Raw genomic sequence first — 14724 nt, 5'->3', positions numbered from 1 at the left:
GTACGTTAAGGTTAATTTTTTGCCATCACGTCATTAGTATATTCACAAACAGACTCGCCATTATTGACTGTATGCTGGAGATTCAGCTCCGTTAAGTAGCCGTCTGCCAGATACAAAACCCGGTCTGCAGAGGCTATGGTTTCCGGGCGATGGGCTATCAGCAGAACAGGAAGCCCCAGTTGACGTAAGGTCTGGCTTATCCGGATTTCACTCTCAACATCAAGGTGGCTGGTCGCTTCATCCAGTAACAGGAATCCCGGTTTCTTGTACAACGCCCTTGCCAGCAGAATGCGTTGTTTTTGTCCTCCGGAAAGCCCTCCGCCGGTTTCACCAATCAGCGTCTGATACCCCATCGGCATTGCCATAACATCGCTGTCGATAAGTGCCAGTCTTGCGCACTGGATCATTCGTTCATAATTTCGGTCATCACTGAAAAAAATAATGTTATCTGCTACAGAACCTTTGAAAAGATGGTCATCCTGCAGTACGGTACCGATACGCTGACGAACCTGAAAATAATCCGGATGCGTATGCAATATGCCAAATGCCCTGATCCTGCCCTCATCAGGGATGTGGATCCCAAGGATAAGCTTCACCAGTGTCGTTTTCCCGCATCCGGATTTACCTGTAATGGCAACGACTTCTCCGGGATTGAGTGTCAGCGACACCCCGCCGATTATCGGATTTTCCCCTCCCTTGTGGCTGAAGATGATGTGCTCAAGTACTAGAGGAGCATGAGCATATTCATCCATCTCCCTGCGGGATACAGAAGGAATGTGCGAAGCGTTGTTATGCTCACGAAAAGGCTGTTGCTGAAGGCCTTCTGTCGGGGTCAGTACAATATCAGCCAGTCGTTCGTTGTAAACATCGAGCATACGCCAGGAAAAAAACTTATCAGTCAGGCTACTGATACTGGAAGAAAAACGCGTCTGATAGGATAAATAAGCAACCAGCATGCCGACGGTGAAGGTACCATTCAATACCTCCCCGGCGCCTTTCCACAAAATGATTGCTGATACCACGCTGCCGGTAAGAGTGTGAGCAATGTCATAGCACATCAGCAGACGGCTCTGACGCAACTGCGTATTTCTGCGGGCAACGTTGAGATTCAGCCAGGCGGCCTCACGATGTGCCGTCACACCGTTAATTCTCAGGCTGAGGATCCCGTTGAGTGTTTCAAGAAAATGCCCGGACTCCTTGGCACCTGCATCCCAGGCATCTTCTGCCGACTGTCGAAGGGACGGATACCACAGTGCCCTCAACACACCATAGAAAATGGCTGCAAGTACGGCGATCAATGTCATTTCAGGACTGTACAGCAGCATCATGCAAAGCGCAGTCACCACGAGCAACACATCCAGAATACCTTCCAGCACTTGCGTAGTCAGCGCCAGCTGGATGGTATCTACCGCCTCAAAACGAGCATTAATACTCCCCTTACTGCGTGCATCAAACCAGACCAGAGGAAGATGGACCAGATGATGGAAAACCCGTGCTGTCCACTGCATGTTAAAATTGACGGACAGTGTAATACTCGCCCACTGGCGGGCCAGTGACAGCAGCATCTGGGTCAGTGACATCAGCAGAAGCGCAATAATAATGACGGTCAACAAACTCTGGTCGGCAGCCACCAGGACTTCATCAATCACCAGCTGGTTGAGAAGCGGGCTTCCCAGTGTCAGGATTTCGAGTGCCACGGCAAAAACGATAATTCGCGACATTGCCGACAACAGACCCGGTGTTTTACCTGTCAGTTGGCGCAGATGGATTTTTTTCCTTTCATCCCGAGCGGTAAAATCACTGGCTGGCATCAGCTCCAGCGCGACGCCGGTGAAATGTTTTCCAGCATCCTGTAGGGAGAGCGTTACTTTTCCCTTTTCCGGATCATGAATAACCAGCCTGCTTCCGCGAACTTTATGTAGCACAACAAAATGATTCATGTTCCAGTGGAGAATACACGGGAGAGAAAGGGATCTTAGGTCCTCAAGCTCCAGCCGAACTGCCCGGCTGGATAATCCGATACCGGCCGCACATTCAGTCAGTCTCTGCAGGGTCATCCCTTGTGAGCTGATACTGAAACGTTCGCGCAGTGTGGGTAAGTCTGTTTGCAGACCATGCCAGCAGGCCATCATGACCAGGCATGCCAGACCACATTCCGCTGACTCTGTCTGTCGGGTGAGAGGAAGCTGTTTTCTCCCGGTCCATTTAAGTGTATCCATCACAGCTTTCCTTTCAGGCTCCAGAGCGGCTCAGTCAGCCACTCCCACAAATTGCGGGTATCCAGGCTGACATCCCCCTCAAGAACCATGCCGGGGCGCAGGGCTTCCTGTTTCCCATAAGCCAGAATAAAAGTATTTTCAGGTTCAACGATGACGCGGTAATGACCTTCATTCTCCTTCCAGGTCACAGGAGATACGGAGAGTAAATCAGAAGATGTCAGCGTTGTATGGCTTATTTCACGGATAGTCCCGTACTGCACACCAAACTTCTGATAGGGGAAGGCAGAGAACCGCAGGGCAACACGCTGCCCCGCCTGAATAAAGCCAGCATTCTGACTGGTAGCATAGAGTTCTATCTGCAAACGGGCATTGTCGGGAATGAGGGTCATGACAGGTTCAGATGCCCTGACAGACTGTCCCTGTCTGACCAGCACGGCAGCAACGGTTCCGGATACCGGTGAAGTCAGCGTGAAATTTTCCTTACCTGCCAGTTCGTCCTGCTGTTGCCTGATAACCTGCAACTGCCTGTCCATTTCAGCCTTCCGGCTTTCACCCTGAACGATGAGATGGTCAAGGTCGTCTTTAGCAGCCTCCATCGCGGTGTGCAGTTGCAGAAGCCCCTGACGCTGATCCTCAACGTTTTGCTGTGACGTTGAAACGTCAATCTGCTTCTGCTGGTATTCGATATCTGATACGTAATGCGTATCAGCAAGTTTCTTATAGCGCTCCATAACAGACACGGCCAGCGCAGCCTGATGCACGGCAAGTGACAGACGCTTTTCTGCACTTTTAACCTGAGGTTTCAGGGAAACTATTCGCTGTTGTATGGCATGCTGCTGCTGACTGTTGTCACGCAATTCCAGGGTCTGTTGAGAAGTCAGCATTGTAAACTGAGTTTGTAGGGAAAGTCTTATAGCAGCGAGTGTACCTGCCCCCTGTTCGTTGAAATGCTCACCGCTGATATGATAAAGAGTCTCACCGGCAATAATGTGTTGACCTTCTGAGGCGGTCAATTTGGTTACGTAGCCAGCATATTGAGGAGTGATTTTTACCAGCCCGGATGAGGGCATAACGATTCCGGAAAGGTGAGCCTTGCGTGTATAGCTACCATAAAGAATAAAGAGTATCAGGCACAGAAATATGAATAACGTTGTGAGTGCGCTTACTGATAAACCGAATGACGCAGGTAAGACAATCTCACCATAATCAGAATCTGTTTGATGATTTAAAGCCTCTTCCCTGAAGATATTCATATCCCAAATACCCTTCAAAAATTTAACGACAAAACAAAAGCATTCATGCACGAATGAATTATAATAGGATAAAAAAGCCCTCTGCTTCTTATTCTAACTATTAATAGCAATATTGACACCAAAAAAAGAATGGATTGATCTAAAATGTTATAATACTGTCCATGCATCAGACAAAAAGACAATGAAGTCAATATACATGGGATAATATACTTTTTATTAAAAATTGAGTGGAAAACACCGAAGATACAGCCCCTGTATATAATCTCCTCATAATATGGGACTACGAAGGTGGCTATTATAAATGCTATAAAACTAATATGGGAAGGTCCATAATGATATAAATTATCCCTGTAAAGATAAACATTATACTGAACCAGCAAAATGACAAACAACACAACAATAGAAAATTTTATTGAAGTTAAATCTCTACTTGGGCGCAATTTAAAACCATCCAACTTCCTTAAGTAAAAAATATACAAGAAAAATGCAATTGAAAATTCCGCAATAAACAATAAGAAAAATGACACATCGAGAGTAAGATAGCGGAGGGTTATGGATGGCGATAACGTAATTATTATTGAGATAACAGACGCAATAAAAAGAACAATTACGTTTTTCTTACTATAAATGAATGGATAGACATGCCTAAAGATTATCATGTTCAACCTATTATTAATTCATATTTTATATAAGAATCAACAAATATGGTTATGATATCGTAATCATTTTTTGATATCATGCACTTTAACTTCAGTGAACATTTGTAATGATTCCATTCTGCAACACAACAATTTTTATCGGAGTGTACTTTATTTACTTTTAAACCTATTCATCAAGTTAACGCCCCATCGAGTTACTGCTATTAATACAATCAACGCAATAAGAAACCTTGATATAATCCCTGGCCGTGATACTTCGTCAAACTCAAGAACTTCAGCGTATTTCAAAAGGGTAAATGCGATAATGAAAAAAAATAAGTAAATTAGGAAATTTAAAAATTGTTTCATGCTTAACCCGATACTTGTGATTACATTAACTTTATCAAAAATAATAGCTCATCATGACTACTTCGAATAATCATTAAATATCGAAACACCTAGAATAACATTCAGTTATAATGAGCTTTTAAATTATTATCACACACAACTCAAATTACTTACCAACGGCATTGTCCGGGGCCGTTGTAATTATTACTTTTATCTTTACTACCACGATCTGAAAAACTATCTTTTGTGCACTGGCCAGCTATAGCTCCACCAATTACCCCAGCGGTCATACCCACTGGCCCCCCAGGAGAGCCGGCGATTAGACCACCGATGATTCCTGCGCCGCATGAGTCAACGCCCTTGTAAATAGAGCCATTGTTTCCTTTTGAATTACCAGATTTAGAGCTGGTGTTACGACTACCGGCACCTTCATAATTACCGCTTCCATTGCCGCCACTTACTAATGCTATCTCATTAAGGCTTAATGCTCTTATATTCGACATAAATCATCTCCATTTAATTTAGTTTTGCATTTTGTGCTAAAAAAATATCTTACATTACTTAATGTAAAGAAAGTGTATTTATGTAAGCAAATGTAAATAAGCTATTGAACTTCGTAAACCGTAGCTCCATTTGGGAGCAGTTCAGCTCCTGCATGGGCAGGCCTATAACACGAAATCGACCTGGAGGTACGGTAATGTTCAGGCATCTTTTCTGACGTCCAGCGCGCAATCACTTCTGCGTCGTAACAGATTTTACAGCCATGGCGCATCGCTTCGTTACGGACGTGCCAGAGTGTTTCGGCTTCTTCGGGTCTGGCTTTTCTTGGCATTACATACTCCTTTATGGATAAATCTGAATAACAAAAGCACGACCAACTGGAATGTGATATTGATGAAATATCAGAACCCAAACAAATGATAACGCTCAAATATGGAGATCACCGGATGACGATACCCACGCTTACGACAGAACGCTTATTACTTAAACCCCTTGTTGCCGCCGATGCCGTCCAGATCCAGCAACGCTATCCGCGCTGGGAAATTGTCCGCTATATGGTGGCTTCAGTCCCCTGGCCCTACCCGGAAAACGGTGCAGAAAATTATGTCAACAACGTTGCACTGCCCGACATGGCCAAAGGGATTGCGTGGTTCTGGACGATTCGCCGTCGCGAAGCGCCTGACGAACTGATGGGGTTGATTTGCCTGTATGACGTGGAGGACAACAACAGGGGGTTCTGGCTCGCGCCGGAATTTCAGGGCCAGGGATATATGCGTGAGGCGAGTATCGCGGCAACGGATTACTGGTTCAATACGCTTAACAAAGCGGTGTTACGCGCGCCGAAAGCGGCGGCCAACAGCCGCTCCCGACGTATTTCAGACAGCAGCGGCATGCGACTCATCAGGACAGAGAAGAAAGCCTATGTCAGCGGCCTGCTGGATTCGGAGCTGTGGGAAATCACCCGCGACGAGTGGAATGCCCGTCAGGTCAGCTGATAATGCTTATCCGGCATTAGCCTTTCAGGGATGTTCTCTTCATCGTTCATCTGCAACAGATCGCGCTCCATCATGTTGCAGATGGCGTCCAGCGGCAGATCGTTATCTTCCGTCCCAAACGGATCTTCCAGCTCTTCCGCCAGCGTATCAAGCGAGATAAAAGTGTAGGAAATCAGCGCAGAGACAAAGGGCGTCATGTAATGCAGATCAACAACCAGCGCAAACGGCAGCATGATGCAGAACAAATACACCGTCCGGTGCAGGATCAGCGTATAGGCAAACGGGACTGGCGTATTGGCGATACGCTCACAGCCTGCCAGCACGATGGACATATCGTTCAGGCGGTTGTTAAGGCTGTGAAACAGGATGTCTGAAAGGTGCCCGCTGCGCCGCCGCACGGCCAGCCACTCCCCCATGATCAGCAGGATACGGTTCGCCGGCGAGTTGGCATCCATCACTTTGCGTAAATCGTCTGGAGCCAGATAGCGGGACAGTTGATCGGCATTGGTTTCTCTGCGCAGTGTCATACGCAGACAGTTAGCAAACGCGATTTGCAGGCGTACAAACTCTCCAAGATGTTTATCATCCGGCAAGGTGTTTTTTACCTCGCGAAACAGCGAGCGCGCCGCTATCATCAACTGCCCCCAAAGCAGACGCGCCTCAACGTAGCGCGAATAACAGGCGTTATTGCGAAATCCCAGGAAGATGGCGATAGCCACGCCCAGAATGCTGAACGGCGCGACGGTAAAGCGGATACCCAGCGAGGTGTACCACGGCAGCATGACAATCACGGCGATGGAAAGCAGGAAGTTAAGCAGCAGTCGGGTATAAATTTTGGGAAGTACCGAACCATGCCAGACAAAAATCAGTTGCAGCCAGTGCTGTTGAGGACGAACAATCATAATCAGCTTCAGAAAAGTAAAGAGCGCGGCTATTAAACGTGATCCTCATCACGGTTGCAAGCATGTTAATAGTTCATTGCATTTTCTGACCTGTTAAGCCCTCACCGCACGGTGCTGCCTGTGCTTTTTAAAAAAAAGATGTATAGTATGTTGTAACTAACACTGATCTGTAAAAAACCCGGCAAACGCCGGGCATTATGATTAGCAGAGCGGTTTCACCGCCTCGCGCATGCCTTTGCTTAAAATTGCATCCAGATCCTGCGCAACCTGGTCTACCAGTCCGTTCACCAGAGTGAGATCCTGTTCCCAGTGCTCGCTCACGCTTAACACCGACGATACCAGTTCACGGGTAGTGACTTGTTTGTCGTGATGTTGCGTCCACAGCTGCTGGTAACGTTCAAGCCAGTGCGCATCGTCCTGCACCGGATAGCGCTCACCGTTGCGCTCGGCACGGTAAAATGCAATCAGCGCCGCCAGGGCAAAGGTCAGACGTGCTGGCAGTTCACCGGTCGCCTTCTGCCCTGCCAGCAGTTGCGGCAGAATGCGGGTGCGGTACTTGGTCATCCCGTTCAGTGCAATCGACAGCAGCTGATGCTTAATGTACGGATTACGAAAACGCCCCGTTACGGCACTGGCGAAGGAGTGCAGCTCATCGCGCGGCAGATCCAGGACCGGAATAATCTCTTCATAAATAGCCTTCTCTACGAACGCGCAAATCTCCCCGTCGTTCATGGCTTCCCCTACCGTATCCAGCCCGGCCTGAAAAGCGACCGGAACCAGCGCCGTGTGTGCGCCGTTGAGGATCGCCACCTTACGCTCTTTATAAGGCTTGATATCGTCAACAATCAGGACGTTGAGCGGGTATTTATCCAGGCGCAATTCAGCTGAAAGTGATTTTGGCCCCTGAATAACAAACAGGTAGAAATGTTCTGCCGTGTCGAGGAAGCTGTCGTGATAGCCCAGCCCGGCTTCCAGCTCTGCCACCTCATCACGCGGAAAGCCGGTAACAATGCGGTCAACCAGCGTCGAGCAGAAGGTGTTAGCGTTATTCAGCCACGCAATGAATGCCGCCGGCAGCGCCCACTCCTGTGCATAGCGCAGCACCAGTTCACGCAGGGCATCGCCGTTATAGTCGATAAGCTCACAAGGAATGATGATCCAGCCTTTATCCGCAGCCCCGTTAAAGTGGGTAAAGCGTTCGAACAGCAGACGCGTCAGTTTGGCCGGATAGCTGACAGCTGGCGCATCGTCAAACTTATCGCCCGCGTGATAGCCGATCCCCGCCTCCGTGGTATTGGAGAAGACAAACCGCATCTCCGGGTTATGGGCGAGTTTCAGAAATTCATCGTACTGGCTGTAGACGCTGATTTCACGATTCACGGAACGAATAAGACGCGCATCGCTTACCGCTTCCCCCTCCTCATTCAGACCACGAATAATCGTGGTATACAGACCATCCTGGGTGCTCAGCGACGGCGGAAAATCACTCTGGATCGGCCGCACCATCACCACACCTGCATTGAGATCGGTATGCTCGTTTAAGAGGTCGATTTGCCAGTCAACGAACGCGCGGAGGAAGTTACCTTCGCCAAACTGGATGATACGTTCAGGATAGCGCGCACCGGGGAAATCACGACGGTTGAGTGTGTTCACAATGGAGGTCCTTTATGATTAGTCATACAGCCTGATAAGATTGGTGTGATAACTTATCAAAACTTCAGGACCAGAACCCCTGTCTGGATCAACTCAGGACGCGATGGTGAAAAATATCAAATTAATTTATAGAACACCGAGGTCGCCGTCATGTCCCCGTTCGGCATCAGGGCGTAGCGTGGGATCTCCCCCGCCTTTTGCCAGCCCGCTCTCTGATAAAACGTCTCTGCGCCGCTGCCGGTCGAGGTATCAAGCACCAGCACCGTAAGCGCTTTTTCACGCGCAACCGCCTCCAGGGCTTCCATCAGCGCCATTGCCGCACCTTTACGGCGCGCCTTCTCATGTACCAGAAGTTTCGCGACATCTGCGCGGTGCGGCTGGTTTTCCGGCTGGTCGGTGATCAGCTGGACCGTGCCAACCAGCCCCTGCTCCGCGTCAAAACAGCCCAGGACGGTACGCTCGTCGCGCCCGACGCTGTCTGCGACGCCGAGCCAGAAGGTTTGGGCTTTCTCGGGAGAAAAAGGCAGCATAAAGCTGACGGAGGCGCCGCCGTTGACACAGTTGACGAGGATATCGCTCAGGGCATCAATGTGGCTGAGGATGTCCTGTCGGGAGAGAGGTTTAATCAGCATGGGAGAGTTCATTGCGCGTCCTTAGGTTGAATCTCTCCACTTTGCTATTAACATTTTTGTTACGCAATAAGCGATGACATAGGATTTCATTATGTCATTTTTCGCCGTGATGTTGCCGCTTCATGGCGTACATTTGCGCATCCGCCTGTTTTAACCATGCCTGCATATCGTTGCGGTGATGATCGAACTCGCTCAGCCCCCAGGAGAACTGTAACGACCAGGGATGCAGCTGACGCGCGTTATACTTCTCCGTTTGTTCGACAAGATACTGCATGGCGATCCAGGCGCCAGGCTCATCGGTATCCGCAAACAGCACCGCGAACTCATCTCCCCCGAAACGCACCAGCATATCGGCCTCGCGGAATGAAGAGCGCATCAGGGCGGCCATCGCTTTCAGGGCTTTGTCGCCCTCCTGATGCCCGAAGCGATCGTTAATGGTTTTGAAATGGTCCAGATCCAGCCAGCCAAGCGTTAACGGTTCTGCCCTACGCTGCGAAACCGACAGTGCAAACTGCGCAAACTGGTTAAACCCGCGTCGGTTAAACAGGCCCGTGAGTTCATCGGTCGTGGCGGCGCTAACGGCTGCAAATTCATCTTCTGCCAGCGCGCTGAGATCGGCCAGTACGGCGGAATCCGCCGCGGTAAACTCACGCGGTGCGTAATCAATGAGACACAACGTTCCTACGCACGCCCCGTCACGTAAACGCAGCGGGAAACCGGCATAAAAGCGCACGCCCGGATCTCCCGCCACCTGCGGATTATCCGCAAAGCGTTCGTCCAGCAGCGTGTCAGCCACCACCAGCGGCGCGTCACCCAGGATCGTATGACCACAAAACGAGAGATCGCGAGGCTGGCTGGCGAGTGCCCGCCCGTCGGCAGATTTCACGATCGCAGCGTGGTCATCCACCAGCGTAATCATCGCCAGCGGCACCCTGAAAAAGCGTGTTGCCAGCCGCGTGAGACGATCAAACGCGGGATAATTGTCGATCTCAAGCAGACCGGACTCGCGCAGCGCATTCATGCGCTCCGTTTCATTCACGGGAATTAGAGGTGCTTTCATGACGTCTCCTGACGCTGAGCATTAGTAAAAGCGTAGCTTAAACAGAGACATTGTCAGTTCAGGAGGCACGATTTACCTCAATGACCAGCCAATGATGGATCACGTTGACGATATACTGTTGCTGCTGCGCACTCAGCGGCACGCCCTGCGGGATAGCATGCCACTTAGCCAGACAGCCCCGGCAGCAGGTTGCCGTGGCATGCTGGGCGATAAAAACCGGATGGCCGCGCATCGGCGTCTGCTTACCGTCATTCACCGGGTGTGCAGGCGCCAGCCGCGCGGCGATAAAATCAGCGGCATGCTTATCGATAGTGTCCGCGCCCTTATCCCAGCAGTATTGCCGCTCTTTCATCCCTAAATGAAATCGTGAACGAAACGTGGAGCGAGCCAGGCGCGTGAACAGAGGATCTAACGTGGACATCAGTATACGGACCGTCCAAGGCGTTTGGTCAGCTGTTCCAGCGCCGCGACGCCCGCCAGTGAGTTGCCGGTCTCGTCCAGTTCCGGGCTCCAGACGGCAATCGCCATCTCGTGCGGAACAATGGCCACGACGCCGCCGCCAACGCCGGATTTAGCCGGCAGCCCCACGCGCCAGGCAAACTCCCCGGCGTTCTGATACATTCCGCTGGTTGCCATTAAGGCGTTGATCTGCCGGGCCTGCATCGGGGAGACAACGTCCTCGCCCAGATGCGGGGCATGGCCCTGATGCGCCAGAAACAGAAAAGTCTGCGCCAGTTCAACGCAGTTCATCTTCAGGGCGCAGTAATGAAAATAGTTTTGCAGAACCGTGGCGACATCATTATGAAAGTTGCCGAAGGACTTCATCAGCCAGGCGATGGCGGCGTTACGTGCAGAGTGTTCAAACTCAGAGCGCGCTACCACCGGATCGTAGGCGATGTCCTGCACGCCGGAAAGCTGCCGCACAATCTGAAGCATACGCTGGCGCGGCGCGCTCAGACGGCTTTGCAGCATATCGCACACCACCAGCGCCCCGGCGTTGATAAACGGGTTGCGCGGCTTACCCTGTTCGATTTCAAGCTGGAGAAGGGAGTTGAAGGGCTGACCGGAGGGATCTTTGCCCACCCGCTGCCAGATCTCCTGCTCGTCATACTGGCGCATGGCGGCAACGAGGCTAAGCACTTTTGAGATCGACTGAATTGAAAAGCGCTCCAGTGCATCTCCCGCCTGAAAACGCTGCCCGTCGACAGTACAAATGGCGATGCCGAGCTTATTACCGCTGATCGAGGCCAGCGCGGGAATGTAATCGGCAACCTTACCCTGCCCCAGTAACGGACGAACCTGCGCCAGAATCTCGTCCAGCATCTCATTATGGATGACCGCAGCCACACTTTGCTCCTTGCCCTCAGGCTAAAACGGGCTGCGAGTATAACAGAGGCTTATACGTCACGTCAGGCAGGGAGACGAAAACGCGAGACGGCCTGCAACAAAAGATCTGACTCCCGATGCAGGCGCTCAGAGGCATTCGACGCTTCGCTAACCAGCACATCTGTCTGACGCGATACCTGATTCAGCGCCTGAAGTTGGCGCGTCATCTGATGAATGCTTTCCCCCTGATTTAGAGTGGCCAGCGAAATATCATTCAGCAGGCTACTTAGATTCGCCACCAGCCCGGTGACCTGCTGGAGATTCTCTTCCAGACGGTTTACCACCTGAGAACCTTCTTCAATGCCCTGTAGCGAGTGGTTAATTAGCGACTGGATGGTTTGCGTAGAGTGACTGCTTTTTCTGGCCAGCAGCCCCACTTCACGGGCGACCACCGCGAACCCGCGCCCCTGTTCTCCCGCATGGGCGGCTTCAATGGCAGCGTTGAGGGCCAGAATATTGGTCTGAAACGCCACGCTGTCGATCATGGCGACGATCCCACGCATCTCTGAGGATCGGTCGACGATCGTCTGCATCGAGCCATTCACCGCTGTCATCATTTGCTCCCCGCCGACGGCAGCCTGTCGGGCTTCATCCGCGCGCGAGCGGGCGAGTTTTGCATAACCCGTGTTCCCCTCAACGTGGGTTTCGAGATCGGCGATATGCGCCGTCACCTCCTCCAGCTCTTTGGCCTGACGCGTGGACTGCTGATAAAGCTTCTGGTTCCCCTGCGCAAGTGACCCGATATTTTCGACCATAGAGGTCGTGGCCTCGCTGACCTGAGTTACCAGTTGCTGGAGCCCGCGCTGCATGGCGGTAATACTGCCGCTGAGCTGGCTGATTTCACGGTTAAAACGCACAACGTGAGGGGGTATTCCCGACAAATCCCCTGCCGCAAGCTGGTTAATATGGACAATCAGACGGCGTAGCGGGGATATCACCCATTTCGCCATTGCAAACCAGACGGCAATGGCAATAGCCAGCAGCACCAGCGGCGCAAACAGGAACAGCCGTTGCAGGCCTGAGAGTTGTTCCATGAGCGACTGACGCCCCTGTATAGCCTGCTTCTCACTCCGTTGCTGATAACGTGCAAAGTTGTCATTAAAATCGGTCTGAAACGCCTGGGCGGGTACGGCGAAAAAGAGGTCGATGCTGTTGGTTTTCACCAGCCCTTCCGCCTGCTCGCTAATGGCACCGAAGAACAGCTGATAGCTATTAACAAGCCCCTCGTCCTGCGGAGGATTAAGCGCGAGCCAGGCTTGCCATGCCTGCTGAGACGCCGCCAGGGATTTTTGCGCCTCGTCCATCAGGCTATGCCAGCTCCCTTCCGAACCGGTCTCTTTATCCTGCATAAAGTACACCCCGGAGCGGTTGAGCAGATCGCTCGCCGCAAGCAGCGAAATACGCGCCTGATCCAGTCTGCTCTGTTGCTGCCAGGCCAGCTGATTGCGCTGTTCGTTACGCTGGGCTTGATTCAGGGAAGCGGTAAGCAGGAAGGAGGATGAAAGTTGCAGGGCGGAGAAAAGGCCGATAATACAAAAGATGCCGGTCAGCAGGCCAAACTGACGAGGAAAAAAGCGCTGCGCAAGACGACGAAAAATTTGCGTTAGGTTCATAATTTTCTTCTGTAACAATACGTTAGACGCGAGCGAGTCTACGAAACGAAAATGACAGAACCATTGCAAAATAATGACAGGAAACGTGAATTGCCGGGTAGCGGCCTTGCCCTACCCGGCATCAACATTACACGCGATCCTTCCAAACCGTCTGAACGTTACAGAACTCATGCAGACCGAAATGTGAAAGCTCTCGCCCGAAGCCGCTCTTCTTCACTCCGCCAAACGCAACGCGCGCATCGCTTGCGCTGTAGCCATTGATAAAGACTCCGCCGCACTCCAGCTCGCGAGAGAAGGTTTCAGCCAGCGCATCGTTCGCGGTAAAGACCGTCGCTGATAAGCCAAAGTCGCTGTCGTTAGCCAGCTGCAACGCGTGCGACGCATCATTGGCGACGGTAATCGCAGCCACCGGGCCAAACAGCTCCTGACGGAAGGCCGTCATCTGTGGGGTGACGTCGCCGAGTACGGTTGGCGCATAAAAGTTACCGGTCCCGGCAAGCTTCTCGCCGCCGAGCAGCAGGGTCGCCCCTTCCGCCAGCGTAGCCTGTACCTGCTGATGCAGTTCATCGCGAAGATCAAATCGCGCCATCGGGCCAATATAGTTATCTTCCTCATCCGGTGCGCCCATTTTCAGCGCCTTGACCGCGTCAACAAAGCGTTGGGTAAAGGTGTCCGCCACGCCCGCTTCCACAATAAAGCGTTTCGCCGCCGCGCAAACTTGTCCGGTATTCTGATAACGTCCGGCCACGGCCGCGTTGACAGCCAGATCCAGATCGGCATCATTCAGAACGATAAACGGATCGGAGCCGCCCAGCTCCAGCACGCATTTCTTCAGCGCCGCGCCCGCCTGCGCGCCAATTGCCGCACCAGCCCGAACGCTGCCGGTTACGGTCACCGCCGCGATACGCCGATCGTTAATCGCATGGCTGACGCCGTCATTTGTCGCGTTCACCCAGCCAAAGATCCCCTCCGGGAAACCGGCATCCGCGAACACCTTCCCGATAAGCTCCGCCGAGCCGAGCACATTTGGCGCATGTTTAAGCAGATAGCTGTTCCCTGCCAGCAGGATCGGCACCGCACCGCGCAGCACCTGCCAGAGCGGGAAGTTCCACGGCATCACCGCCAGAATAGGCCCCAGCGGACGGTACTCAATCACCGCATTGTCGACCTGGGTAGATTCCGGGCGCAGCATTGCCGGGCCGTATTCAGCGTACCAGTCGCAAAGGCTGGCGGACTTAGCCACCTCCGCACGCGCCTGCACAATGGGCTTGCCCATCTCCCGGGAGATAGTCTGCGCCATCTCTTCCGCACGGCTACGCAGCGCCGCACCCAGATCGCGAAGTTTTTGCGCCCGGTGCGCCACGCTTTCGCGTCGCCACTGACGAAAACCGGTATCCGCCTGCGCAATGGCACGCTCAACGTCACCGGACGTTGCCCACGGGTAAGCAGCCAGCGTTTCGCCGGTAGCCGGGTTGACAGAGTGGGCATGGGTAGCAGATGAATACGTCATGAAGTTCTCCATGT

Annotated in this window: 13 protein-coding genes; 1 reads left to right on the top strand and 12 read right to left on the bottom strand. The window is 52.0% G+C overall.

Translation table 11 applies throughout. The features are described from left to right. Positions 1-11 precede the first annotated feature (11 nt). The 4 genes from ACOTXC_RS01150 to ACOTXC_RS01135 form a co-directional block, all read right to left on the bottom strand. A complete protein-coding gene (locus ACOTXC_RS01150; RefSeq protein WP_421767316.1) occupies positions 12-2219 on the bottom strand; it encodes a peptidase domain-containing ABC transporter in 2208 nt (735 codons plus the stop codon). After that, entirely contained in the window at positions 2219-3472 is a 1254-nt protein-coding gene (locus ACOTXC_RS01145; RefSeq protein WP_032624257.1) for an HlyD family secretion protein, read from the bottom strand. The genes ACOTXC_RS01150 and ACOTXC_RS01145 overlap by 1 nt, the downstream gene beginning before the upstream one ends. 14 nt (positions 3473-3486) lie before the next feature. Then, a complete protein-coding gene (locus ACOTXC_RS01140) occupies positions 3487-4131 on the bottom strand; it encodes a CPBP family intramembrane glutamic endopeptidase (RefSeq protein WP_023300106.1) in 645 nt (214 codons plus the stop codon). Positions 4132-4628: 497 nt separating this feature from the next. Beyond that, on the bottom strand, positions 4629-4961 hold the full coding sequence (locus ACOTXC_RS01135; RefSeq protein WP_023300105.1) for a hypothetical protein: 333 nt from the start codon (positions 4959-4961) through the stop codon (positions 4629-4631). A gap of 444 nt (positions 4962-5405) precedes the next feature. Between ACOTXC_RS01135 and ACOTXC_RS01130 the strand changes: the two genes are divergently transcribed. Next, the gene (locus tag ACOTXC_RS01130; protein ID WP_023300104.1) at positions 5406-5954 is read left to right on the top strand and encodes a GNAT family N-acetyltransferase; all 549 of its coding nucleotides are present in this window, start codon (positions 5406-5408) and stop codon (positions 5952-5954) included. Here ACOTXC_RS01130 and ACOTXC_RS01125 read toward each other — a convergent pair. The 8 genes from ACOTXC_RS01125 to sad form a co-directional block, all read right to left on the bottom strand. Beyond that, positions 5942-6856, bottom strand: coding sequence for a bestrophin family protein (locus tag ACOTXC_RS01125; RefSeq protein WP_003857155.1), 915 nt, complete (start codon positions 6854-6856; stop codon positions 5942-5944). The genes ACOTXC_RS01130 and ACOTXC_RS01125 overlap by 13 nt on opposite strands. A 201-nt stretch (positions 6857-7057) precedes the next feature. Next, a complete protein-coding gene (locus tag ACOTXC_RS01120) occupies positions 7058-8509 on the bottom strand; it encodes a tagaturonate reductase (protein WP_421767315.1) in 1452 nt (483 codons plus the stop codon). A 116-nt stretch (positions 8510-8625) separates the two neighbouring features. Beyond that, complete coding sequence (locus ACOTXC_RS01115) at positions 8626-9153, bottom strand: GNAT family N-acetyltransferase (RefSeq protein WP_155018896.1); 528 nt, start codon at positions 9151-9153, stop codon at positions 8626-8628. Between the two features lie 82 nt (positions 9154-9235). Next, positions 9236-10201 carry a sensor domain-containing diguanylate cyclase gene (locus ACOTXC_RS01110; protein ID WP_421767314.1) on the bottom strand — a complete coding sequence of 322 codons (966 nt, stop codon included), beginning with the start codon at positions 10199-10201 and terminating at the stop codon, positions 9236-9238. 58 nt (positions 10202-10259) lie between these two features. Continuing rightward, positions 10260-10622 (bottom strand): DUF4186 domain-containing protein, encoded by a 363-nt coding sequence (locus tag ACOTXC_RS01105; protein WP_048965757.1) that lies wholly within the window; start codon positions 10620-10622, stop codon positions 10260-10262. Then, positions 10622-11548 carry a glutaminase B gene (gene glsB / locus ACOTXC_RS01100; protein WP_003857165.1) on the bottom strand — a complete coding sequence of 309 codons (927 nt, stop codon included), beginning with the start codon at positions 11546-11548 and terminating at the stop codon, positions 10622-10624. The genes ACOTXC_RS01105 and glsB overlap by 1 nt, the downstream gene beginning before the upstream one ends. Positions 11549-11610: 62 nt before the next feature. Beyond that, positions 11611-13200 carry a methyl-accepting chemotaxis protein gene (locus ACOTXC_RS01095; RefSeq protein ID WP_421767313.1) on the bottom strand — a complete coding sequence of 530 codons (1590 nt, stop codon included), beginning with the start codon at positions 13198-13200 and terminating at the stop codon, positions 11611-11613. Between the two features lie 127 nt (positions 13201-13327). Beyond that, on the bottom strand, positions 13328-14710 hold the full coding sequence (gene sad, locus ACOTXC_RS01090; RefSeq protein ID WP_421767312.1) for a succinate-semialdehyde dehydrogenase: 1383 nt from the start codon (positions 14708-14710) through the stop codon (positions 13328-13330). Between the last annotated feature and the right edge of the window lie 14 nt (positions 14711-14724).

It is taken from the genome of Enterobacter cloacae complex sp. IR5428, assembly GCF_049238585.1.
Lineage (GTDB): Bacteria > Pseudomonadota > Gammaproteobacteria > Enterobacterales > Enterobacteriaceae > Enterobacter > Enterobacter intestinihominis.
Note: the sequence above shows the minus strand (reverse complement) of the source record. Positions and strands in the feature narration are given on the sequence as shown.

What these genes read in the sequence shown, in the direction of transcription:
- ACOTXC_RS01125 (WP_003857155.1), bottom strand. Translation starts at nt 6,856, where the DNA reads ATGATTGTTCGTCCTCAACAGCACTGGCTGCAACTGATTTTTGTCTGG.
- ACOTXC_RS01110 (WP_421767314.1), bottom strand. Translation starts at nt 10,201, where the DNA reads ATGAAAGCACCTCTAATTCCCGTGAATGAAACGGAGCGCATGAATGCG.
- ACOTXC_RS01150 (WP_421767316.1), bottom strand. Translation starts at nt 2,219, where the DNA reads ATGGATACACTTAAATGGACCGGGAGAAAACAGCTTCCTCTCACCCGA.
- ACOTXC_RS01135 (WP_023300105.1), bottom strand. Translation starts at nt 4,961, where the DNA reads ATGTCGAATATAAGAGCATTAAGCCTTAATGAGATAGCATTAGTAAGT.
- ACOTXC_RS01140 (WP_023300106.1), bottom strand. Translation starts at nt 4,131, where the DNA reads ATGATAATCTTTAGGCATGTCTATCCATTCATTTATAGTAAGAAAAAC.
- ACOTXC_RS01095 (WP_421767313.1), bottom strand. Translation starts at nt 13,200, where the DNA reads ATGAACCTAACGCAAATTTTTCGTCGTCTTGCGCAGCGCTTTTTTCCT.
- ACOTXC_RS01105 (WP_048965757.1), bottom strand. Translation starts at nt 10,622, where the DNA reads ATGTCCACGTTAGATCCTCTGTTCACGCGCCTGGCTCGCTCCACGTTT.
- sad (WP_421767312.1), bottom strand. Translation starts at nt 14,710, where the DNA reads ATGACGTATTCATCTGCTACCCATGCCCACTCTGTCAACCCGGCTACC.
- ACOTXC_RS01130 (WP_023300104.1), top strand. Translation starts at nt 5,406, where the DNA reads ATGACGATACCCACGCTTACGACAGAACGCTTATTACTTAAACCCCTT.
- ACOTXC_RS01145 (WP_032624257.1), bottom strand. Translation starts at nt 3,472, where the DNA reads ATGAATATCTTCAGGGAAGAGGCTTTAAATCATCAAACAGATTCTGAT.
- ACOTXC_RS01115 (WP_155018896.1), bottom strand. Translation starts at nt 9,153, where the DNA reads ATGAACTCTCCCATGCTGATTAAACCTCTCTCCCGACAGGACATCCTC.